At 35.1% G+C, this 22,110-nt stretch carries 20 protein-coding genes and 2 pseudogenes; 6 read left to right on the top strand and 16 right to left on the bottom strand.

All coding sequences use genetic code 11. The features are described 5' to 3' along the window. Positions 1-771: 771 nt before the first annotated feature. Together ACZLO7_RS03520 and ACZLO7_RS03515 are read left to right on the top strand one after the other, a co-directional pair. Positions 772-1,512: pseudogene (locus ACZLO7_RS03520) on the top strand (serine hydrolase). Positions 1,513-1,589: 77 nt separating this feature from the next. After that, the gene (locus tag ACZLO7_RS03515; protein ID WP_464939222.1) at positions 1,590-1,910 is read left to right on the top strand and encodes a hypothetical protein; all 321 of its coding nucleotides are present in this window, start codon (positions 1,590-1,592) and stop codon (positions 1,908-1,910) included. 348 nt (positions 1,911-2,258) lie between these two features. Here the strand turns inward: ACZLO7_RS03515 and ACZLO7_RS03510 are convergent, their stop codons facing one another. Next, a complete protein-coding gene (locus ACZLO7_RS03510; RefSeq protein WP_464939223.1) occupies positions 2,259-2,687 on the bottom strand; it encodes a hypothetical protein in 429 nt (142 codons plus the stop codon). Positions 2,688-3,044: 357 nt separating this feature from the next. Between ACZLO7_RS03510 and ACZLO7_RS03505 the strand changes: the two genes are divergently transcribed. Further along, positions 3,045-3,539 carry a L,D-transpeptidase family protein gene (locus tag ACZLO7_RS03505; protein WP_464939265.1) on the top strand — a complete coding sequence of 165 codons (495 nt, stop codon included), beginning with the start codon at positions 3,045-3,047 and terminating at the stop codon, positions 3,537-3,539. A 196-nt stretch (positions 3,540-3,735) separates the two neighbouring features. Here the strand turns inward: ACZLO7_RS03505 and ACZLO7_RS03500 are convergent, their stop codons facing one another. From ACZLO7_RS03500 to ACZLO7_RS03490, 3 genes are all read right to left on the bottom strand, one after another. After that, complete coding sequence (locus ACZLO7_RS03500) at positions 3,736-3,984, bottom strand: YkuS family protein (RefSeq protein ID WP_464939225.1); 249 nt, start codon at positions 3,982-3,984, stop codon at positions 3,736-3,738. Positions 3,985-4,168: 184 nt separating this feature from the next. Continuing rightward, positions 4,169-4,597, bottom strand: a complete 429-nt coding sequence (locus ACZLO7_RS03495; protein ID WP_464939226.1) for a S1 domain-containing RNA-binding protein — start codon at positions 4,595-4,597, stop codon at positions 4,169-4,171. Positions 4,598-5,275: 678 nt separating this feature from the next. Next, positions 5,276-6,229 (bottom strand): methyl-accepting chemotaxis protein, encoded by a 954-nt coding sequence (locus tag ACZLO7_RS03490; RefSeq protein WP_464939227.1) that lies wholly within the window; start codon positions 6,227-6,229, stop codon positions 5,276-5,278. A gap of 446 nt (positions 6,230-6,675) precedes the next feature. Here ACZLO7_RS03490 and ACZLO7_RS03485 point away from each other — a divergent pair, with 446 nt between their 5' ends. Together ACZLO7_RS03485 and ACZLO7_RS03480 are read left to right on the top strand one after the other, a co-directional pair. Further along, positions 6,676-6,873 (top strand): alpha/beta-type small acid-soluble spore protein, encoded by a 198-nt coding sequence (locus tag ACZLO7_RS03485; protein WP_464939228.1) that lies wholly within the window; start codon positions 6,676-6,678, stop codon positions 6,871-6,873. Positions 6,874-7,404: 531 nt separating this feature from the next. After that, positions 7,405-8,328: a GNAT family N-acetyltransferase gene (locus tag ACZLO7_RS03480; RefSeq protein ID WP_464939229.1), complete on the top strand. Its 924-nt coding sequence runs from the start codon at positions 7,405-7,407 to the stop codon at positions 8,326-8,328. Between the two features lie 204 nt (positions 8,329-8,532). On the opposite strand, the gene ACZLO7_RS03475 is transcribed toward ACZLO7_RS03480, so the two are convergent. Next, positions 8,533-9,516: a tRNA dihydrouridine synthase gene (locus tag ACZLO7_RS03475; RefSeq protein ID WP_464939266.1), complete on the bottom strand. Its 984-nt coding sequence runs from the start codon at positions 9,514-9,516 to the stop codon at positions 8,533-8,535. 505 nt (positions 9,517-10,021) lie between these two features. On the opposite strand from ACZLO7_RS03475, the gene ACZLO7_RS03470 reads away from it, so the two are divergent. Next, positions 10,022-11,347: a recombinase family protein gene (locus tag ACZLO7_RS03470; RefSeq protein ID WP_464939267.1), complete on the top strand. Its 1,326-nt coding sequence runs from the start codon at positions 10,022-10,024 to the stop codon at positions 11,345-11,347. 282 nt (positions 11,348-11,629) lie between these two features. On the opposite strand, the pseudogene ACZLO7_RS03465 reads toward ACZLO7_RS03470, so the two are convergent. From ACZLO7_RS03465 to gatB, 11 genes and pseudogenes are all read right to left on the bottom strand, one after another. Beyond that, positions 11,630-11,743: pseudogene (locus tag ACZLO7_RS03465) on the bottom strand (YehS family protein); the annotation flags it as partial. 61 nt (positions 11,744-11,804) lie between these two features. Then, positions 11,805-12,794 (bottom strand): hypothetical protein, encoded by a 990-nt coding sequence (locus tag ACZLO7_RS03460; RefSeq protein WP_464939230.1) that lies wholly within the window; start codon positions 12,792-12,794, stop codon positions 11,805-11,807. Positions 12,795-12,966: 172 nt separating this feature from the next. After that, positions 12,967-13,473: a YehS family protein gene (locus ACZLO7_RS03455; RefSeq protein ID WP_464939231.1), complete on the bottom strand. Its 507-nt coding sequence runs from the start codon at positions 13,471-13,473 to the stop codon at positions 12,967-12,969. Positions 13,474-13,618: 145 nt separating this feature from the next. Beyond that, positions 13,619-14,983, bottom strand: a complete 1,365-nt coding sequence (gene rlmD / locus ACZLO7_RS03450; protein WP_464939232.1) for a 23S rRNA (uracil(1939)-C(5))-methyltransferase RlmD — start codon at positions 14,981-14,983, stop codon at positions 13,619-13,621. Between the two features lie 97 nt (positions 14,984-15,080). After that, positions 15,081-15,188, bottom strand: a complete 108-nt coding sequence (cydS, locus tag ACZLO7_RS03445) for a cytochrome bd oxidase small subunit CydS family protein (protein WP_464939233.1) — start codon at positions 15,186-15,188, stop codon at positions 15,081-15,083. Between the two features lie 15 nt (positions 15,189-15,203). Further along, on the bottom strand, positions 15,204-16,229 hold the full coding sequence (locus tag ACZLO7_RS03440; protein ID WP_464939234.1) for a cytochrome d ubiquinol oxidase subunit II: 1,026 nt from the start codon (positions 16,227-16,229) through the stop codon (positions 15,204-15,206). Then, on the bottom strand, positions 16,226-17,572 hold the full coding sequence (locus ACZLO7_RS03435) for a cytochrome ubiquinol oxidase subunit I (RefSeq protein WP_464939235.1): 1,347 nt from the start codon (positions 17,570-17,572) through the stop codon (positions 16,226-16,228). Before ACZLO7_RS03435 ends, ACZLO7_RS03440 begins: the two co-directional genes overlap by 4 nt. Before the next feature lie 323 nt (positions 17,573-17,895). Beyond that, entirely contained in the window at positions 17,896-18,807 is a 912-nt protein-coding gene (locus tag ACZLO7_RS03430) for a diacylglycerol kinase (RefSeq protein WP_464939236.1), read from the bottom strand. Between the two features lie 220 nt (positions 18,808-19,027). Continuing rightward, on the bottom strand, positions 19,028-19,600 hold the full coding sequence (locus tag ACZLO7_RS03425) for a thioredoxin family protein (protein ID WP_464939237.1): 573 nt from the start codon (positions 19,598-19,600) through the stop codon (positions 19,028-19,030). A 97-nt stretch (positions 19,601-19,697) separates the two neighbouring features. Further along, positions 19,698-20,597: an acetamidase/formamidase family protein gene (locus ACZLO7_RS03420; RefSeq protein WP_464939238.1), complete on the bottom strand. Its 900-nt coding sequence runs from the start codon at positions 20,595-20,597 to the stop codon at positions 19,698-19,700. Between the two features lie 84 nt (positions 20,598-20,681). After that, entirely contained in the window at positions 20,682-22,109 is a 1,428-nt protein-coding gene (gatB, locus tag ACZLO7_RS03415) for an Asp-tRNA(Asn)/Glu-tRNA(Gln) amidotransferase subunit GatB (RefSeq protein ID WP_053418878.1), read from the bottom strand. Between the last annotated feature and the right edge of the window lies 1 nt (position 22,110).

Below are 22,110 nucleotides of genomic sequence, written 5' to 3'. Positions count from 1 at the left end.
AGTAGCCAAACAAACAGGTCATAAGTCGATTAAGACAATCAATGATCACTACTTGAAGGTATTAAATAGAACTGTTGATAAATTTCTACCTTAAATTAAATAAAGAGAGTGACGAATAGAACACTCCCTCATTCTCTTTTTGTTGCTGCTGAAATAAATTTTTAATTATAGGTTTGAAAATGCCCCTAATAATAAAATCTCAATCATTAATGCTAATCCTATTTATATAAACCGTGAAATTAATAACTTTTTAATGAATTTAAGAATTACTTCATTTTTTCTAAAACAATTGCCTTATATCCTTACAAACCAATCACCTGACCTTCAAATATACTCGGTATATACAAAACGTATTTATATCCTCTTATCCCCGTTCTTTGCCCTATCTTTAAAACGTCCTCTTTTTCTCTACCCATTGTCTCTGTTCCTCTGGCCGATGGCTGCATACCTATAGTCGCTCGTGAAATAGAAGAATTTTAAAGGGTTAAAAGACTATTTTTTTGCCTTCGGGGAAAGCAGTCGATGGTAGTACTCTATAAATACAAATGGGATAGTATTATTCATGAACGCATGTCTGAATAATACAGAATAATACATCTGAAATAAAACATTAACATCGACAAGCACGCCAATTTTTCTTTGTCTTATCAGTTATAGCAATCATGAAGGTAGATGGGAAAGAAAATCACAGAACCATTAAAACCAATATTAAATTATATTAAATGTAAAATTATGTTACAATACCCAGGTTGTAACTTCATAGTTTTCTAATTGAATATAAAGGAGGTAATTACCAAATTTAAAATAGCATTATGGATTATTGTAGGTGTAGTAACTTCATTAGTTTTAATAAGAGGAATTGTAACTTTGATATCTCGGAGGGGAAAGAAAAAGCCAGATCCTAAATACATCACACGTTTTATCAAAGAAAAATTAGAAAGTGGAAATGTTTCATTATCTATAAGACACAATGATCAAAATTGGATAGATATTAACACGAACCAGCTACTTCCTCTAGCAAGTACTGTTAAAATTATAATAGCAATTGAATATGCCCAACAAGCAGCAGAAGGGAAAATTGATCCAAACAAAAAAGTAAGATTAAAAGAATTGGATAAATTTTATATTCCAAAAACAGATGGTGGGGCACATTAAGAATGGATTAAGCAATGGAAAAGAGTTGATATAGATAGTGTTCCATTATGTGAAGTAGCAAATGGAATGATTGCTTATAGCTCTAATGCAAATACAGAGTACATGATTGAGGTACTTGGTCTTCAAAATATCAATCAGGTTCCAAAGAGTTTAGGAATCTTAAATCATGACCTTTTGTATCCAACTGCAAGTGCATTATACATACCTACTCAATTGATGATTGAAAAGAATTTATCGAAACAAGAAATACTAGAATTAATGAAAGACATGGATATGTCTGAATATCGTAGCAGAGCAATAGATATTCATAATAGATGGATAAATCAACCACTCTCTGATCAAAAAAAAAACAATTAATAAAAAATTTAGATATGGATTTCCAAAAAAATTGGTCTAACCGTTTGCCTAGATCTACTACAAGAGATTATGTATCGATGATGAATAAACTGAATCGTAAAACCTATTTAAAAGAAAATGTGTATAGATATCTTGATCCTGTAATGGAGCAATTAATGAAAAATCAAAAAAATCGTGAATGGCTTGTTCATGCGGGACAAAAAGGAGGTTCTACTGCATTTGTTCTTACAATTGCAATGTATGCAACAGATAAAGAACAAAATAAGACGGAGATTGTATTCTTTGCAAATGATCTAACTATATTAGAGCAAAAAAAGCTCTCACGCAATATTAATGAGTTTCAATTAAAATTTTTAAAAGATGAAAAATTTCGAGCACAAGTCAAAGAGAGTATCTAATCTAGTTGGATAAGATGAAGAAAAGTCTGATTCTACTGAAATAACTGGTTTGTTAGTAAAGCTTTTTTTCTATGATATTGATATTTTTTAACCCAAAATTGAAGTTTACTATAATGAACTCCAATGTCTTTTGCAATAGTTGAATAACCTTCACTTCCATTTAAGTAGCGTGTTATGTTATTGCATTAACTTTTTCTTCAATTGTAAATTTAACCAAAATAATAGCACCTCAAATTTTAGATTATGTCTAAAATTTGGGGTACAGTTCAGAATAGATAACACTCCCCTACCCTCTCTTTGCAGTTTTAGAATAAAGTTTGATTAAAATAGCTTATCCGTACTATCCAATCACAAATCGGAAAGCTTTTCTCCTGTTAATATTTCAAATAAATCAGTTGATTCTTCCTCGTTTAGTTGAACATATTCACTTCCTACTACAACATCCACTTTATCTTTATTTGGACTTATCCAAATTTCATATAACGCTGCTTTTGCTGACATTTTATCACTTTTATATTGAAACACAAAATTGTAATCAGCAGGACGTTCCATATCTACTTCGCTGTTTTTCCAATCATCCCTATCTAATATAATATCTCTTACCTTTTGAACTTGTTTATTATCAGTAATTTTTTTGAAGACTTCATATTTATTTTCATCACCAATACGTTTTTCTACTTCTATATATTTTTCTGTGTCAACTTTTCCATTAGAACACCCTGTAATAACAAATAAAATCATTGCCAATGAAACAAATAAGGTCTTTGTAAATTTCATATTAACTCCCCTTTATTTATCATTTCAAGTACATTACCCCACAACTGTAACATAAATCACCAATTTGTTGTTCAAATAGTATATCCTTAAAAACCTATTAAACTAGCGATGTATTTACAGAACATATTTTAAGTGACTAATATTTAAAAGGAAATAATGATAAAATCACTGTTTCTAAAGTACGGAAAAACGATGTAGTGGCAGTCTATAGTCTGCTTTATACTGTTAAGGCTAAAGGCTCTACAGTAATCCTTTCTAACATAAAGCTAAATAAGAATAGCGGTACAATTTTCGTATTATGAAACTATATATATAACAAACATATAATGTACTGTAACAACTTTGGAGGTGATCACACTGATTCATACGGTTAAACAAGGTGAAACACTCTTTCAACTTTCTAGAGATTATCGTACTCCACTATCCGCAATTATTAGCGCGAATCCATCTATAAATCCAAATGTACTTTATATTGGTCAACCTATTGTTATTCCAGGTTTTCCTGACCCTAATACGATTCCATATCAAATTGATGTTTCACTCAACAATCGTTGGCTTAGATTATATAAAGATGGTGTTTTACAAAAGCAATATCCCATTGCGGTTGGAAAAATGTTAACCAATACACCTTTAGGGCAATTTATTATTATTAATAAAGCACCTAACCCCGGAGGCCCATTCGGAACGATGTGGATGAGCTTATCAAGAGATACGTATGGAATTCACGGAACAGATGATCCAAGTTCAATTGGCAAAGCAGTATCACACGGTTGTATTCGCATGCATAATGAGGATGTAGAGGAATTGGCTAGTATTATTCCTATAGGAACAGCGGTATTTATACATCCTTAATGGTAAAAAGGACCCCGACCCCCGCAATATATCAGTAAACTTTTTCACTAATTCATCTGGATCAAATCCCTGTTCTTTTAGTTTATCTCGGAAAACATCACTGAACAAAGCTCCCCAGCTTGTATCATCTAATAGGCGACCGCTACTATACGCATAATAAAACAATGCCAGGTCGATACTAGACCTGGCATTGTTTTTAATGTAGATTAAGTTTTTCTTCTACTTTTTGACAGACCTCATTTGCTGATAGGCCAGCCGCTTCGATAATTGAACCTTGAATGGACGTATCGTGGATACCTAGTGCATTATTGTCCAACCCTGTAATGACACAACAATCTACACCCGTTGCATCCGCTTCATGTTTCAATTCAACGACTTCATAACCCTTTGCAAGTAAAGCCTCAGATACATTCGTTAACGATTGCTCTACACCGATTATCGACATAGTAGGGTCCACCTCCTTGTTGATAAGATGTCCGTTTCTACTTATATTTATGTATGCAATTTCAACTAAAACAAAGACTAAACCCATAATAAGGTATCTAGTATAAGCAGTGTAAGTGACTATGGGCCATAAAATTAAAGAAACACACATCTTAAAAGATGTGTGTTTCTTCTGCTATCTATAATTACCCTCTTCGTCCGCCTCTTCCACCGCGTTTAGACTCGGTGCTGCGTTTTAAAGTGGATAAGTTATCTTCACTTGATTTTAAGAATTTAGCCATCTTATCTTCAAAGGTTTCCTTCGGTTGGAAATTACCTCGTGGACGATTATCCTTCTGGCGATATGGGCGCTTCGTATAAGAAGACGTATTTTCAACAGGTTTATCAATCGCTTTTTTTATAGATAAAGCAATTTTTCCTTCTTTTTCGCTTAGGACCTTCACTTCTACTTGATCCCCAACTTTAAGATGTTCATTAATATCTTTTACGTAAGCTTCTGCAACTTCACTAATGTGCACAAGTCCTGTCACCTTATCTGGCAACTCAACAAACGCACCAAAATTTGTGATTCCTGTAACCTTACCTTGTACCTTGCTACCAATTTCTACTGACAATCCATTTCCTCCTAATAAAGACGATACTCTATTATATCAAATTTAATTTTTGACGCCAATCATCCGTTCGATTACTTGTGCATTTAATTTATAATATGTTTTCTTTAATTCAGCAAGTAGGTGAAACAATGGGTAAATACCAATTGAAATGCTTTTCTTTTTCCATACTTTCCGTATTTGCCGCGAATGAGTACCACCACTTCACTAGTCAAAGATGCTGTTAAAATCTAATCTAATTCTACTATACTAACTTAAGTAGTATTGGTGATTCGCACCGTTCGCTATATTTTTAATTCAACAATACTATTCAAAATTCCTTTGATAAAAAACTTTCTTGAATTTTATTTTATTTTTTGGCATCATTCAATTTAACCTATTCAGACTCTTATTTAATCTACTCAGGCTTTCATTTAACCTACTCATGCTCGGATTTAACCTACTCGTGCTTTCATTTAATCTACTCAGACGCTCATTTTTCTACTCACGCTTTCATTTAACCTATTCAGACGCTCATTTGATCTACTCACGTTCCAATTTAACCTATTTAGGCTCATTTTAATCTGCTCACGCTTTCATTTAATCAATTCCTCCTAATGTTGGTGCCAATCAGAAGTTCGTTCGTATGAAAATACCAGGCTTCTGATAAAATGAGTTTATCTGAGAGCCTGGTATTTAGATTTATTTATTGATTGGAAAGCTTTTTACTTTTTCGACTGCTTGTAATAGTTTGACCGTAACAATTTCTGATTCGTCTATATGATTCATTAATACTTTATTCGTTTCATCAAATAAGGATGTTGTCGTTTTGAAATTATTAATTACTTCTTCATTAGAGGTTTTTTGATTTTTTATATTGTTTAGTAATTCATTAACTTCACCTTGAACATTTGTAATGATTTTTAGTAATAAATTAATTTGTTCAGATGTTTCGGAACTCGTTTTTATGCCTTCATTGACTAGATGCATATTCGTTTGGTTATCTTTGACTGCTTCCAAAATTTGTTCTTGTATTTTATTAGTAAGATTTGCTATATCTGCAGTACTAGCCTTCGTACTCTCGGCTAGCTTTCGCACTTCATCTGCTACAACAGAGAATCCTTTGCCATGTTCTCCTGCTCTTGCCGCCTCAATCGAAGCATTTAAAGCTAATAAATTTGTTTGATTGGAAATATCACTAATTACGTTGACAATTTCTGCGATTTGTTTAGAGCGCTCACTGAGTTGATCCATGCTAGAAGAAGTTTTTCTAGACTGCTCGCCTAAGTTATCGATTAATTTTTCTACTCCATCAACTGCCTCTTTACTCTTTTCGGATAAAGTAACCATTTTGTCAGATGAAGTAATTAAAGAAGTACCTTTAACTAATGCGTTATCCGATATATCGTTTGATTTAATCGTGCTTTCTTCTACATTATTAAACTCCTCTAATATTTCTCCCACCATTTTACCTAAAATCATATGTTGGTCATTTACTAGGTCATGTTGTTCAATTGTAGAAACTAATTCTTTATGTAATTCATTTAAGAAAATTTGAAATGCGTTATCCTTTACATCTAGCTTGGAATTTAATTCGTCAATTTTTTGATTAAACTTTTCTATATCTTCTTTTCTAGATTTAAATGCACTTAACATCGTTTATTCACTCACCATTCTAATTCATATATTTAGAGAAAGTAATAAAAGATCCATTTTAGATACTTCTTTATACCATTTTATCATACGAAGTAAAAAGTACAATTTAACTACTTTTCTTTCGAAGATATTAAACAAAAAGAACTAGACTCTGTAAAGCTCGCATTGATTGCCCTTTAGTTTTATAAAAATCATTACGCCTCCATTCGGTTTTACAGAATAAAATTTTTTTTTAATTGCTATATTTTCATTTCAAAAACACAATTTAAAATTCCTTTAATCAAAAGCTTCGTTAAAATTTTTTTGTTTTTTTGAAGATGATTCAAAGAGGCGTTTATATTGCTGTAGCAGCCTAAAACAATTTGTAGGATGAACTTTCCACCTCTTCACTAAATGTATTAAAATCAAATCCTTGTCCATTCTAATATCACGAGGAGGTGAAAGTTATGGCTAACCGAAGTTCAAATAAACTCGAAGTACCAGGTGTTCAACAAGCGGTTGATCAAATGAAATATGAAATTGCACAAGAGTTCGGTGTACAACTTGGAGGAGAAGCTTCTTCTCGCGCAAACGGTTCAGTTGGTGGGGAAATCACTAAACGCCTCGTAGAAATGGCTGAAAAACGTACAAAAGGTTTATTATAATAATAAATTTCAGAAAGAACGAATCCCTTTTTTAACTGGAATTCGTTCTTTCATGTTTTAACTATTTAATTTCAACTACGATAATCCATTCTTACGATCCTCCAGTTTCTTGTTAGTTGCAATAGTATTTCTGGATTCCTTATGACATCACCTACATATTTGCCATAAAAATAACATATAGAAAGGCTAAGACAATGCCTACTAATATTGGGATAAAGATATGATTGTCATCTTCTTTATCAACCTCTGAAAAAGGGATTTAAATATAATCATATAAAGGCATCAAATGACATTCAAGATGAAGAAATTTTAGTCTTTGGAAAGATTAAATATGGCTAACGTGCTCGCACTATCCAAAGTTGTAAATTATGTTTGATACGATGGTGTAGCTATGTTAATGTTAAAGGTAATAATATCCTTTTAAAACAGTTTTTGTTAACAAGAAATTGAAGTCAAAAGGAAAAATTTATTAAGGGGAAGTCGCATACCTAGCCTTTTTACCTGCGAAATCTCCTACTGAGGGGGATTATTTTGAACCAATCATCAACAGAGATTTTCATACGTAACTTTGAAAATGAAGACATGCCTTTACTTGGCGAGTTGTACCGAACCGTAACAGCAAAAGAAAATGCAATATTTTGGTGGGTCGGGGACGAAGATAATTGGAGTAACGTTTATTGCGCATTTGAAGATGGGAAAATGGTCGCTAAGGGGCAAGTTAGCATCATTAACGTTGTACCTCCTGGTCGTTCAAAAGAGAACAATCACTCCATATACGTTAATCTTAAAACCATTTCTGAAAGAGAAAATGACATTGCTCTGCTCGACAAAGTCTATCAATATCTTTTCACAAGAGCACTTCAATTAAAAGAAACTTTGCCTAAAGAATATGGAACAATACTTTGTGTTGGTAACGATTCGGAAGAAACGGCAAACAATCAGTTTTTTATCCAAAAAGGATACCTCCCTCTGAATAGTTTGTATAGCATGAATCGAGATTTGAATGAACCGATTCCTGAGTTAAAACTTCAAGAGGAGTTTCAATTCTCACACTGGAACATGGAGACATCTAGCGAGGAAAGAGATTACCTCGATATAGAAGCTGAAATTTGGCCTGACACTCCACTTGGTCTAAATAGGTTATCTGAATACAAGAATAACAAACTTTGGACATCCATGGTCATACGTCAAACAGACGCTATTGTTGGCGGATTAATGGCATGGCAAGAAGATGACCATGGTGTAATAGAGGATGTTTTTGTTCGTGAATCATGGAGGAAGCGCGGTATTGCCAAGTATTTGCTTACACAAGGTTTGAGATATCTTAAATCTCATAAGCTACAAAAAGCTACTCTCATGGTATTAACTACAAATAATTCAGCCTTATCTCTATACGAATCTGTTGGCTTTTATACGGATAAAGAAGAGATAAGGTACTTTACAAAACTAAATTAGGCAACAAAAAAGAGGGGCTCATCGCCCCTCTTTTCTATTTTCGCCAATACATTCTTATTTAATTGTCCTTTAGTACTAACAGTGAACAGCACTCTACATACGCAGAGTGTATGTGGCAACACCAGGATAAGTCCACATGAGTTGATGTGATTCATTTTCTCTCTAACTTTTTAAGAGGTACACCATTTCACTGTTCCCGCCCCATCAACATTCTTTTCCAAAGTTATCAAGCAATGCACGCACTTCATCTGTTGATTTCGTGTTCATCAATTGATTTCTTAATTCAGCAGCTCCAGGGAATCCTTTGACATAAATTTTGAAAAAGCGATGAAGCCCTGTGATTGAACGTGGTAGTACTTCCGCATATTGATCTTGAAGATCAAGCTGCAGTCTTAAAAGATCAAGGTACTCTTTACTGCTATGCTCTTTTGGCTCTTTTTCAAAAGCAAAAGGATTTTTAAAAATACCTCGCCCGATCATGACACCATCAATACCATATTGTTCAGCAAGCTGCATTCCAGTTTGACGGTCAGGAATGTCTCCATTGATTGTTAGTAGCGTATTTGGTGCGATACGGTCACGTAATTTCTTTACTTCTGGAATTAGCTCCCAATGCGCATCTACTTGGCTCATTTCCTTTCTTGAACGTAAATGAATAGAAAGGTTCGCAATATCCTGTTTTAAAATATGCGTTAGCCACTCCTCCCACTCATTTACATCGTTATAGCCAAGTCGTGTTTTCACGCTGACAGGTAGTCCGCCCGCTTTTGCTGCTTGAATAAGTTCTGCCGCAACACCTGGACGCAGAATAAGGCCACTACCTTTCCCTCTTGATGCCACATTCGGTACTGGGCAGCCCATATTAATATCGATGCCTTTAAATCCTAGCTCTGCCATGCCAATACTCATTTGACGGAAATATTCGGGATTATCCCCCCAAATATGCGCCACTATTGGCTGTTCATCTTCTGTAAAAACCAAACGGCCTTGCACACTTTTCATGCCCTCTGGATGACAATAGCTATCCGAGTTTGTAAACTCTGTGAAAAATACATCCGGTCGACCTGCTTCACTTACTACGTGACGAAAAACAACATCTGTCACATCTTCCATTGGTGCAAGTACAAAAAATGGTCGTGGTAAATCACGCCAAAAATTATCTATCATTTCAAACTCAAATCCTCTCACTATGGATACAACATCAATCTCTCGGTCAAAAAACATAAAGCCAAATGTTCCACTTCTTTTACACTTATATCATGCTTAATAACTTATTATCAAACACAAGTACATTTGGACATTTATTATTTGTGAAAGTCGGCAATGTTTATTTTAACGAAAATCGGTCCTGAATGGTATTTTTATAAACAAAAAAGCAGATGGTATAGATTTTTTCTATATCAACTGCTTTTCTATTATACCAACTTCATCCACGCGACCGCTTCGCAATGCGGTGAGTGCTGAGGGTGGTTAAAAATAAAAATATGTAGTAGAAATTCACCGAAAGCTATACTCAATTAAATACAAATCTCCAAAAAATCTTAATTATCTAAAACTAATAGATCCCATTTCTCAGATAAATAATCGACAATTCCCTCTTCATTTTGCTCTAATTTTCAAGTTAATAAATTTTTAATATCATTATCATCGAAAAATAAGATATACTTCCTATCTCTCAGGGATCTAAGATTTAATTCAAGATGCTAAAGATAAAAAGTTTGATGTCGTACTCGCGAAAGAGTTATCTCGTATTTCGAGAAACGGAGAGTTCTCATACGAGTTTAAAAATGTATTAATCATAAACCAAATTCATTTCATCACATTAGACGGAGCAATTAATACGCTAGAGGATAATTCTATGAATTTCGGATTATTCGCATGGCTTTCAGAAACGGAAGCTACACGTACTAGTAAGCGTGTTAAAGCTTCTTATGAAGTCCGTGCTAAATCTGGACGATTTGACGAAGCACCATATGGCAACACTTTAGAAAATGGCAAGCAATATGTATTTACTAGTGGCAGAGCGGAAGTTGTTCAACGAATTTTTGAAGAATATATTTATATTAAGGGGAAAAGCTTTGATGCAATCGGACGCTCTTTGTTTAATGAGGGCATTCCTAGGCCTGCTCAAGAAAAGGGACATAAAAATGCCAATGTATTTTGGCATGGCTCTACAATACGCCAAATCCTTGAACGAGAGGCCTATACAGGCTGTTTGGTAGCAAAGAAAACCTCTACCATCTCTCCTACAACAACGAAGCGTATTATTAATAAAGAGCAAGACTGGATTGTACGTGAAAATACACATGAGCCAATTATCAGTAAAGAGGACTTTGCATTAGTACAGCAATTAATCAAATCCCGAAAACGTATTCGCTCACAACAGCAATCACACCTCTTCACAGGCTTACTCATTTGTGGAAATTGTGGTGCTGGTCTGCATTTCAAACGTGATCGGTACGTGTGTGGACACCAGAATAAATACGGAAAGAAAGCCCGTCCTGACAATTTCTGTACTATTGAGAAAGAGCTAATTCAAGCATTATTAGAAGACATTAATACATTGTACTTTTCAAATATTTCGGTTGCTTCTATGGAGAAGCTATTAGACAACCATTTGGAGAAATTAAAATCAAAACCAGTGAATGATACTGAAAAGTTTCAAAAGCAGCTAACTAGCCTCCGTACTAAGAAACAAAAGGCACTTGATATGTTATTAGACGATAAGATTGATCAAGACGCTTATGACGGTGTTGTGGCAACTTTAAATCCTCAAATAGAAAAGATAGTTCAACAGTTTAATATGCTGCAATATGAAGAAAATAATACGACTGTAGAGGTTGCGGAATTAAAAGCATATATTCTTCGACAATTAAACCCAAAAGAACCATTAAAGGAGCTAACCCCAACAATATTAGCTCGCTTCATTCATAAAATAACAGTAAAAGCAGACGGCCAATTAGAGGTGCATTATCGCACTTCTAAACCGTCTGCTTTTTTATATCTCAACGAATATTAAATTAGATATACCTAAGACACATCCTAACAAAAGCTTTTGTTGGAAAGTACAGTTAAAGTTAGGGTTATTCTTTTAACTCCAACCACGCCACAGCTTCACAATGTGTCGTATGTGGGAACATACCCACAAATGAAAGAAATTTAACTAAACATAATTAATCATACATTTTTAAAAAATCACCTTTAATATTCGTGATTTTATTGTTAAAGTATAATCAATAAAATACAAAAAGCCCTTTCCAAAGAAAGAGACTTTTTATAATAAATTGAATATACTATTCCCTTACGCTCTATATCTTACTGCCAAGCCTTTTAAAAATTTTCGTGCAAAATTATCTCCACAATCTTTATGTTTTCTTAAATTAGCGCCCAATTCGCCTTTTGATACAGCTATCCCCTATCATCAAGGAATTAGTGTCGTTGAAAGGCACTGTTATATTTACATATTCACTTATTGCTTATTTTATATAATAGAGTTTCCAATCCTCACTAGGCGTAAACCGTAGCATATTAATACCTTTCTTTGTGCCGATATAAAAATGTATATCGCCTTTATAAGTTTCATAGGCTACATAATATTTACCAGCTTTATAAGCTCTTTTCGCTACTGGTTTTCCAAAATATCTCTTCAATTGTTTAGCTATTTCTTGTTCTGATTGATTTATAGATAATCCTTTAGTGATCACAACAACCTTTTGTTTTGAATAAATTTTTTCATATACTTTCCCATATCCAAAAAGGAAACCATAACTCTCTTTTGTTGTCGTATGCCAAAGGAAAGATTCAGATAGGCCATATGTGCCTTCATTTTTCTTTTTTAAAGATCTATAAGTCATTCCTACATTACCTGGAGCAGCTCTCAATTCCCCATTTTTCGCTAAAGTAGCAAATTCCTTATCAATATAAGAAGTTTTAGTCATCTTTCCATCTTGCGTTAGCTTATAAAATTTATGGTTACCCTTTTTTCCATAACTAGTTAATTGGACATGATTGCTCGATATAAACTCAATTCCTGCATATTTATCGTCTTTAAATACTTTCTTAAAAATAACCTTACCTTTTTTGTTAATACCGACTATTTCACCAAAATACGAAGATTTTGTTCTGGTAGAAAAGTTGATAAAAACATCGCCATTTTTTGCGTAAGTATATTGCATAATCACACCCTCTGAATCAATAATATTTGAAGCAGACCAGATTATCTTACTTCCTTTTTTGACAGCGGGTACCCTAAAATCACCCCAATACGGATCATACCTCACAGCCGCCATTGTTAATCCATTGGAAAGCTTTTTAGGAAATCCCTTTTTAAATTCCTTTTGATTAGAAATCAGCCATTCTTTCGATACAAATGTTTTATACCTTGCTGCATCAGATTTAGCTGGCACCGCAAATAAAACAGTAAGCACGACAATAATACTCATAAGTGATGCTATTATCCTTTTCACAATAATTCCTCTCTCTTTCACTTCTAAAGATTCAGGTCTATTATACTATATAAAATTTTAAAAGTACTCTTTCTCTTCCCTTAAGTATTTGGTGCCAGTCACCCGCTCGATTAAAACAAAAAGCCCTTTCCAAAGAAAGAGGCTTTTTTTAAAAATTAAGTATACTATTCCCTTACGCTCTATATCTTACAGCCAAACCTTTTAAGAATTTACGTGCGAAATTATCTCCACAATCCTTATAATTTCTATGCCCTGGTTTTCTTAATATAGCTCCTAATTCACCTTTTGAAACAGCTATACCGCCATCGTCAAGGATATCCAACATATCTTCCGTTGTTAATTGTAGTGCTACTTTCAATTTTTTAAGAAGCATATTATTCACATGATCCTTATGCGGTTCAGGAGCTTTTGGTTGTCCTGGTTTTGAATCTTGTTTTCCTCTTTTAAAAGTAATGAAGCCATTTAAAAATGACTCTAACATCTTATAATCACATTTTATCTGATCGTCATTTTCTTCTATATTAACTTCATCTTCGAACTCATCTTTTGATTTTGTAAGTATTTTTGGTACTTCTTCTCTTGTTACTTCCATACCACCAAGTTTAAATATCTCTACCATATCTCTATTTTTTATATCTAGAGCGTATCTTGTTCTGATTAAAATATCATTGTTATCCATTTATAAACCTCCTAATATTTTTGCCTAAATAATTGTCATTTCATTATTTTATGGACCTTTTAATAACCCATACTTAGCATTACAAACTAAAGAGCACACTGCTATAAAGGAAAATCCGAGAATCTTTGTTAGATTCTCGGGCTCTTTATTCTCCTAATTCCAACCACGCTACTGCTTCACAATGAGCTGTATGAGGGAACATATCTACAGGTTGTACTTCTTGTGTTTTATAGCCACCATCTTCTAAGATTCTTAAATCTCTTGCCAATGTAGCTGGATTACATGATACATACACAACACGTTTTGGTCGTTGCTCTAAGATTGTATTTAACAGTGCTTCGTCGCAACCTTTGCGTGGAGGATCGACGACTAAAACGTCTGCTGTTTTGCCTTCTTTGTACCAGCGTGGAATGACTTCTTCTGCTGGACCTGCTTCGAAATACGTATTTGTAAAACCATTCAGTTCAGCGTTACGTTTCGCATCTTCAATTGCTTGCGGTACGATTTCTACACCCATTACAGATTTCGCTTTTTGTGCTAGGAATAATGAGATTGAACCAATGCCACAGTAGGCATCGATAACTGTTTCGTTCCCTTTAAGATCTGCGTAATCTAATGCTTGCTTATAAAGCACTTCCGTTTGCTCTGGGTTTACTTGATAAAATGAACGCGCTGAAATTTCGAAGCGTACGTCACCAATTGTATCTTCAATAGTGTCATTGCCCCAAAGTTTTAACGTTTCATTGCCGAAAATAACATTTGTTTTTTCACCGTTAATATTTTGCATAATCGATGTGACATTTGGTACGAGTTGTTTGATTAGTTCCACTGCTGCTTCAGCTTGCGGGAATTTACGCTTTTTCGTAACAAGTACTACCATTACTTCGTTTGTTGCACGACCTGTACGTACAACGACATGACGTAGCATACCTTGTCCTGTTTGCTCATCATATGGTTTGATGCCTAACTTCCAAAGGCGTGGCTTTAAGCCTTCTAAAATGGCGTCTGCCTCTGCTGTTTGGATTAGACAACGATCTGTGTCGACGATGTCATGCGATTTTGTTTTGTAAAAGCCTGCAATCGGTGCTTCACCATTTAAGCCAAATGGAATTTGTGCTTTATTACGATAGTTCCATGGATTGTCCATACCTTTAACAGGCAATACTGGCGCATCAATCTTACCGATACGTGTCATGACATTACGGACCATTTTTTCTTTCCACTTCAATTGACCTTCATATGATAAGTGTTGTAGCTGACATCCGCCACACTGCGCAAATACAGGGCATGGTGCTGCTACGAGGTCAGGTGAAGGTTCTGTAATATTGATAATTTTTGCGAAGCCGTAGTTTTTTAATGTTTTTAATACATGGACTTCAGCTGTTTCATTAGGTAGGCCACCTTGGATGAAAAGTGGGTAGCCGTCGATTTTCGCAACCCCTGCTCCGTCATGCGTTAAGTCTTCTATATAAACCGTCAAGCGGTCATTCTTCTTTACTGGTGCTGTCATTATCGTACTTCCTCCATTTCAGTTCTTCTATTGTACCATGACCTTTCAGAAGAAAAAAATCCAAGTGCCAGAATCGACACTCGGATTTAACAGTCAATTATTCACTTTTTGTAACAGGCCCATCTTTTAATGCAACAAAGAAGGCTACTGCTATGGATGCCGCTAAAATAATAAATGGTGCATAGAAAATTAGAAAATTAACCATTCTGAAAATCCTCCCTTATGCATGATGGTCTTTTTTTCCACGAATATAATCTTTGTTGAATAAAAATAACTTCAAGAGCAAATATATTGATGGGATTAACAGTAAAAGTCCTAGAACGAAGACGAATACTAAAGAGATTGCCATCGCTGGATTTGTAAAGCCATCGTATATTGTCAAATACGGGTAAAGTAGGTATGGATAGTGTGAAATACCATAGGCAAAGAATGCTAATGCAAATTGACCAAATAGTAAACCTAACGCCCAGTTATAATGCTGTTGCTTCCAAACAAACCATACTGTAATGACAAACATGATTGCTGATAAACCGAATAGCCAGCCCAGATCGACCATACGATTAAAATGCTCCACATTATGCTTACTTAGTTCAAACATAATACCAATAACAGAAATTGCTAATGGACCTGCCCAAATTAGCGCATATTTTCTTAGAAGCTTTGTAGCGGTTTTATCTCCAGCTTTATCTGCATACCAAGTTAAAAATACCGCTGATATATATAGAACAGCCGCTATTGCTAAAACGACAATACTCCAAGTTAATGGACTTGTAAATAATGCACGATAATCCAACACTGGATTATCATTCACCATCGATACAAAGCCACCTTCAGAAATCGTTAACACTACTGATAATGAGGCTGGAATTAGTAAACCTGCCGCCCCGTACATAAACGAATAACCTTTATGTCCCCTAGAACCATACGATTCAAACGCGTAGTAACTACCACGAATGGCTAGGAGGATAATCGCAATACTTGCTGGTACAAGTAATGTTGTTCCATAATAAAATGCTGTTTTTGGGAAGAAACCAATAACTCCCACAAAAAAGAATACTAAAAATACATTCGTTACTTCCCATACTGGTGATAAATAACGTTGAATAATATTCGTTAAAATATGTTGTCGCCCCGTTAATACACCATATGCATTGAAAAATCCTGCGCCAAAGTCAATCGAACCGATAATTAAATAGCCTAATAAAAACAGCCATAATACGGAAATTCCCAAAATTTCTAATGTCATGAGAAGTCACCGCCTTTTTCAGCTTTGCGATCTTCAATCTCTTGTTCAATTGGATTGTGACGGAACATGCGACGAAGTACAACGACACTACCAATTCCTAAAACGATATATAAGCCGCAGAATAATATCAACATAATGTCCACATGATCACTTGTTGTAGCAGCTTCTGCTACCTTCATATACTTCCGTAAAATCCACGGTTGGCGTCCAACTTCTGCAAGCCACCAGCCAGCTTCAATGGCAATAATGGATAATGGTCCACCTGCAACAATGACCCAACGGAACCATCTTGAACTAACAAATGACCAGCTTCGAATTTTACCTAATACATACAATGCTGATACTAGTACCATGAAAATACCGATCATGACCATCGTATCGAACAAATAGTGAATGTAAAGTGGTGGTGTTTCATCTTCCGGAAATTCATTTAGTCCAACAACCTCAGCTGTAGGATTTGAATGCGCTAAAAAACTTAAAGCATAAGGCACTTTAATGGCATATTTCACTTCTTCACCATCGGTTACGCCAAATAGAACAAGTGGCGCATTTTTTCCAGTTTCAAAATGCCATTCCGCTGCAGCTAATTTTTCTGGTTGATATTCTACTAAATATTTTGCAGAGAAATCTCCAATGATTGCTGCAGCAATGGCAAATACTAAACCAACTTTCATTAATAAGAACAATGCCTTTTTGTGATAAATATGATTTGAACCTTTAAGCATTTTAAATGCTGCAATAGCTGCTAAAACAAAAGCTGCTGTCATGTAGGCTGTTACGACAACATGTGCTACTTTAGTCGGCATTGCGGGGTTTAACATTGCTAAAATTGGTTGAATATTAACGAGCTGACCCTCTACAATATCAAACCCTTGTGGTGCGTTCATAAATGCATTCACTATTGTAATAAAAACGGCAGACATCGATGCACCAATTGCAACAGGAATTAATAATAGTAAATGTTTCTTTTGATTTTCAAAACGGTCCCACGTGTATAAATAAATACCTAAGAAGATTGCTTCAAAGAAAAACGCAAATGTCTCCATAAAAAGTGGTAATGCAATAACATTACCTGCTAACTGCATGAAGTTCGGCCATAGTAGCGATAACTGCAAACCGATAGCAGTACCAGTTACTACACCAACTGCAACGGTTATAACGAATCCACGTGCCCAACGTCTTGCAAGTAAAATATAGTGCTCATCATTCTTCTTAATCCCTACCCATTGTGCAATCATAATCATTAACGGGACACCTACGCCAATCGTAGCGTAAATGATATGGAAAGATAATGTAAGCTCCGTTAAGATACGGCTAAAAAATACTGCACTTTCATTTTCCATGATCGTTCCTCCTCAGCTTCCGAAAATTCGTCCGACGAGTGACAACAGCATAATACCTGCAACGATAAAGCTTAACCAGATTAATTTCTTCTCATGTGTTTTATACATAGCGCACTCTCCCTTACTTACTATTATACCCATTGCAACCAATATTCTAACTTCCGAACGTGACAGATTTATCACGTATTCATGTTCAAAATATGAAAAAAGATTGTTCAAAATGTGAATTGATATTTATCGTGAGCAAAGAATTTGCATTTCAAGTACTGAATAAAAAAAGACTAGAAAGCAGTTTAGCTTCTAGTCTTAAGTCATTCATTATATTATGGTCTATCTTGTTCTCGAATATCATCAATTGGTACAAAAACTTCAATATGTCTTTTTAAATTTCTAAATTCAGCAGGAATATCTCCACCGTATTCACCATCTAAATTTAACTGTACTACTTCATCCGAAGTCACTTTTACATGACTAGCCTTTGCATGGATAATATGCGGGTCTTTAAAATGTTCTCCTCGAACTGCAAGTGATACAAGCTTAATAAAATCAGCAATATTACATTTTTTTAAAATGAACATTGAAAAGTAGCCATCATTAATACTTGAATTTGGTGATAATTTTTCGAAGCCACCTACAGAGTTTGTTAAACCAATTAAAAACATCATCGCTTCATCATCAAAAACTTCTCCGTCGTATTCAATGCGCATTTTAGAAGCCTTTATTGACGGCAGCATTTCGATGCCTTTTAAATAATAAGCTAGTTGTCCAATCATTGTTTTAAGCTTACTCGGTACTTCGTAAGTCAGTTCAGTGATACGACCACCACCAGCGATATTAATAAAATGACGATCATTAACTAGTCCTACATCTACAGGAATAGTATCGCCTTTAATAATAATATCTACAGCTTTGCTAATATCTCGGGGAATATGTACCGCACGCGCAAAGTCATTTGTTGTTCCCATCGGTATTAATCCAATTTGAGGTCTCTCTTCAAAACCACTAACCCCAGCGACAACTTCATTTAATGTACCATCTCCACCTACAGCAATGATAACATCAAATTTACGCTCAACCGCAGCCTTTGCAGCAGTGGTTGCATCTCCTGCACAGGTAGTAGCATGACAAGAGGCTTCATAGCCGGCGACTTCTAATTTTTCTAATACTTCAGGTAGATGCTTTTTGAAAATTTCCCTACCCGATGTGGGGTTATAAATGATTCGTGCTCGTTTCATATCATTACCTTCTTTGCTCTACAATTTTCTAATTATATTAACGGAAAAATTCTAAGGAATGTTCCCAAAAGTACTAAACGCTCAAAATAGGCTGTCTAAACGTTTATGTTAAATACGTTTAGGCAGCCCTTTATTTCTTGTAATGTCATATCTAAGATTTAAAGTTTGAAGCCGTCCAAACTTGAAAAGCTTCCAATCTCATTATACAGAATCATACTTATTATGCAAATGACGGTTTTAAAGTATCTGTTACAACTTTGCGGAAGTCATCATATACCCAGCCCCAGAATTCTTCATTTGAAGCATTCTCTTCAGTAATTCCTGCAAAAAGTTCCTTTTGCTTCTCTGTAAATGTCGGATCATCTTGTGCAGGTAGTGTGGCTTTTTTAGCTAATACATATTCTTGTAGTTGTGGTGCACGTGGTCCCCATTTTCCAATTACTTTTCCTGCTTCACTTAAAATAATATATACAGGAATAGAACGACCACCATTTGTCAAATATTGATCCATAAGCTCTAAATTTTGGTCACGATAGACACAGCGCATTTCAAGATTAGCTGCCTCTGCAATTTTACGAATGATGGGATTATTCATCATCGCATCACCACACCAGTCTTCTGTGATTGTTAAAATATGTGGTTTTTTTGATGCTAGTAAAGAAATAAATGCTTCATCCTCAGGTAGTTGATAATTGTTATAGACTTTGAAGCTATTATCCTTCTGCGTTGTCATGCTATCCATATAATCTTGAATTGAAATCGCTTCTTCAAAGTATTGTTGTTCAGTTTTCATATGTAAAACCTCCTTGAAAATAGTGTAAATCTTTTATTAATTTTTGGCAAAGTTCTAAACTTACTTATCACAAATAAGATGCTGTTACTAAGCTATTTTAAATTAACTTTGCATTTAATTGGGTTAGAATTGATTTTGGTAATACGAAGCGCACAGTCATTAGTGGATCGACCATCTGGCAAATTTCAATTTGACCAGCTGCGCTCAATAACATAGTGACTTCAGCTATTGATCGCCCAGTTTTTTGTACAATCCTATTAGCCATTAGCTCCGTTGCAAGCTTGCCTGCTTCATCTAATGTTTTGGCAGAAGCAATTTGTGTAAACACTTCTTCATTTTCTAGTAAAGGTTGTTCAATTGCCTCTCCTTTTAAAACCTCTAATGTAACTGTTGCTGCGCCTTCAATTTCAACACCAGTAACACCAACTTCCCCATCGCCCATTGTTGCATGGAAATCACCAAGACCAAATAATGCACCTTCCACGAAAACAGGGAGGTATAATATTGCTCCCTCTGTAATCATTTTATTGTCCATATTCCCTCCATGTGGACCAGGTGTGCCACAATTAATTGCTTCTTCTTTAGGTGCGACTCCGATAACTCCAATCATCTTATTAATGGGTACTTTAATATCATTTAAGAGCATATGGTCATCTTTGATCGGCAAAATTTTAATCGTTGTTTCAGTAAAGCGGTGCCCTAATATGCCTTCATTTGGCAAGGTCATCATTACACCCTGTGAACCAATTTCGATTTTGTTAATCTTGACTTTTAGAATATCTCCAGGTTTCGCTTCTTCAATATAAATAGGCCCAGTTACAGGATTTGTTTGATCCCAATTTAATTGCTCTAACTTATCTGTTTCAGCTGTTACTTGATTTTGAAAGCAATCAAAAGTTTCCATACGAATCGTTGTACCTGATGAAATGGTTATAACCGGCATGTGGTTTTTATCAAAAGTGTAAATGATACCTGCAGAGCGACTAAGTGTTTCCATATGAATACCCCTCCTTTTTTCTCTACTATAGCAAAAAAGACTACTTGAAGCACGGATGCTCAAGCAGTCTTTGAAAGTGTTAAATTAGCGTTTGTTGATTTCTTCAAGAAGGATTTTGTTAACCATTGGTGGGTTAGCTTGTCCTTTAGTAGCTTTCATGATTTGACCTACTAAGAAGCCGATTGCACGATCTTTACCATTTTTGAAGTCTTCAATTGATTGTTGGTTGTTGTCTAATGTTTCTGTAACAATTTTAAGTAAAGCTGTTGGATCAGAAAGTTGAACAAGACCTTTATCTTTAACGATTTTTTCTGCGTCGCCACCGTTTTCAACTAACTCTTTGAAAACTTTTTTAGCGATTTTAGAAGAAATTGTACCTGCAGAGATTAATTTTACCATACCTGCTAGACCTTCAGGAGTTAAAGCAGTATCTTTTAACTCTTTTTGTTCTGCGTTTAAATAAGCAGAAACTTCACCCATTAACCAGTTAGAAGCAAGTTTTGCGTCTGCTCCAGCTGCTACTGTTGCTTCAAAGAAATCTGCGATGTCTTTTTGCAATGTTAATACGCCTGCATCGTATGCTGTTAAGCCTAGTTCTTCAACATAGCGAACTTTACGAGCTGCTGGTAATTCAGGGATTTCATCTTTTACGCGTTGTAACCATGCGTCGTCGATAACGATATCAACTAAGTCTGGCTCTGGGAAGTAACGGTAATCGTCCGCGCCTTCCTTTACACGCATTAGGATTGTTTTACCTGTTTTCTCATCGAAACGACGAGTTTCTTGCTCGATAACACCGCCTGCATTTAATACAGCTGCTTGGCGTTTTTCTTCAAACTCAAGACCACGACGAACGAAGTTAAATGAGTTTAAGTTTTTTAATTCAGTTTTTGTACCGAATTCATCTCGGCCGTATGGACGGATTGAGATGTTGGCATCACAACGAAGTGAGCCCTCTTCCATTTTACAGTCAGATACGCCTGTATATTGGATGATTGATTTGATTTGCTCTAGGTAAGCATAAGCTTCTTCTGGAGTGCGGATATCTGGTTCAGATACGATTTCCACAAGTGGTGTACCTTGACGGTTAAAGTCAACTAGAGAGCTGTTTTTACCGTGTGTAAGTTTACCAGCATCTTCTTCCATATGAAGACGAGTAATACCAATACGTTTTTTCTCTCCGTTTACTTCAATATCAACCCAGCCGTTTTTACCGATTGGTTTATCAAATTGTGAAATTTGGTAAGCTTTCGGATTATCAGGATAGAAATAGTTTTTACGGTCGAATTTAGTGTGTTGTTCGATTTCCATATTAAGTGCTAGAGACGCACGAATTGCGTAATCTACAACGTTTTTATTTACAACTGGTAAAACACCTGGGTAACCAAGGTCAATTACTGTTGTATTTGTATTCGGTTCAGCACCAAAGTGGTTTGGTGAACCAGAGAAGATTTTAGAGTTTGTTTTTAACTCTACGTGTACTTCTAAACCAATGACTGTTTCAAAGTTCATG

It is taken from the genome of Viridibacillus sp. d25.2, assembly GCF_055456015.2.
Note: the sequence above shows the minus strand (reverse complement) of the source record. Positions and strands in the feature narration are given on the sequence as shown.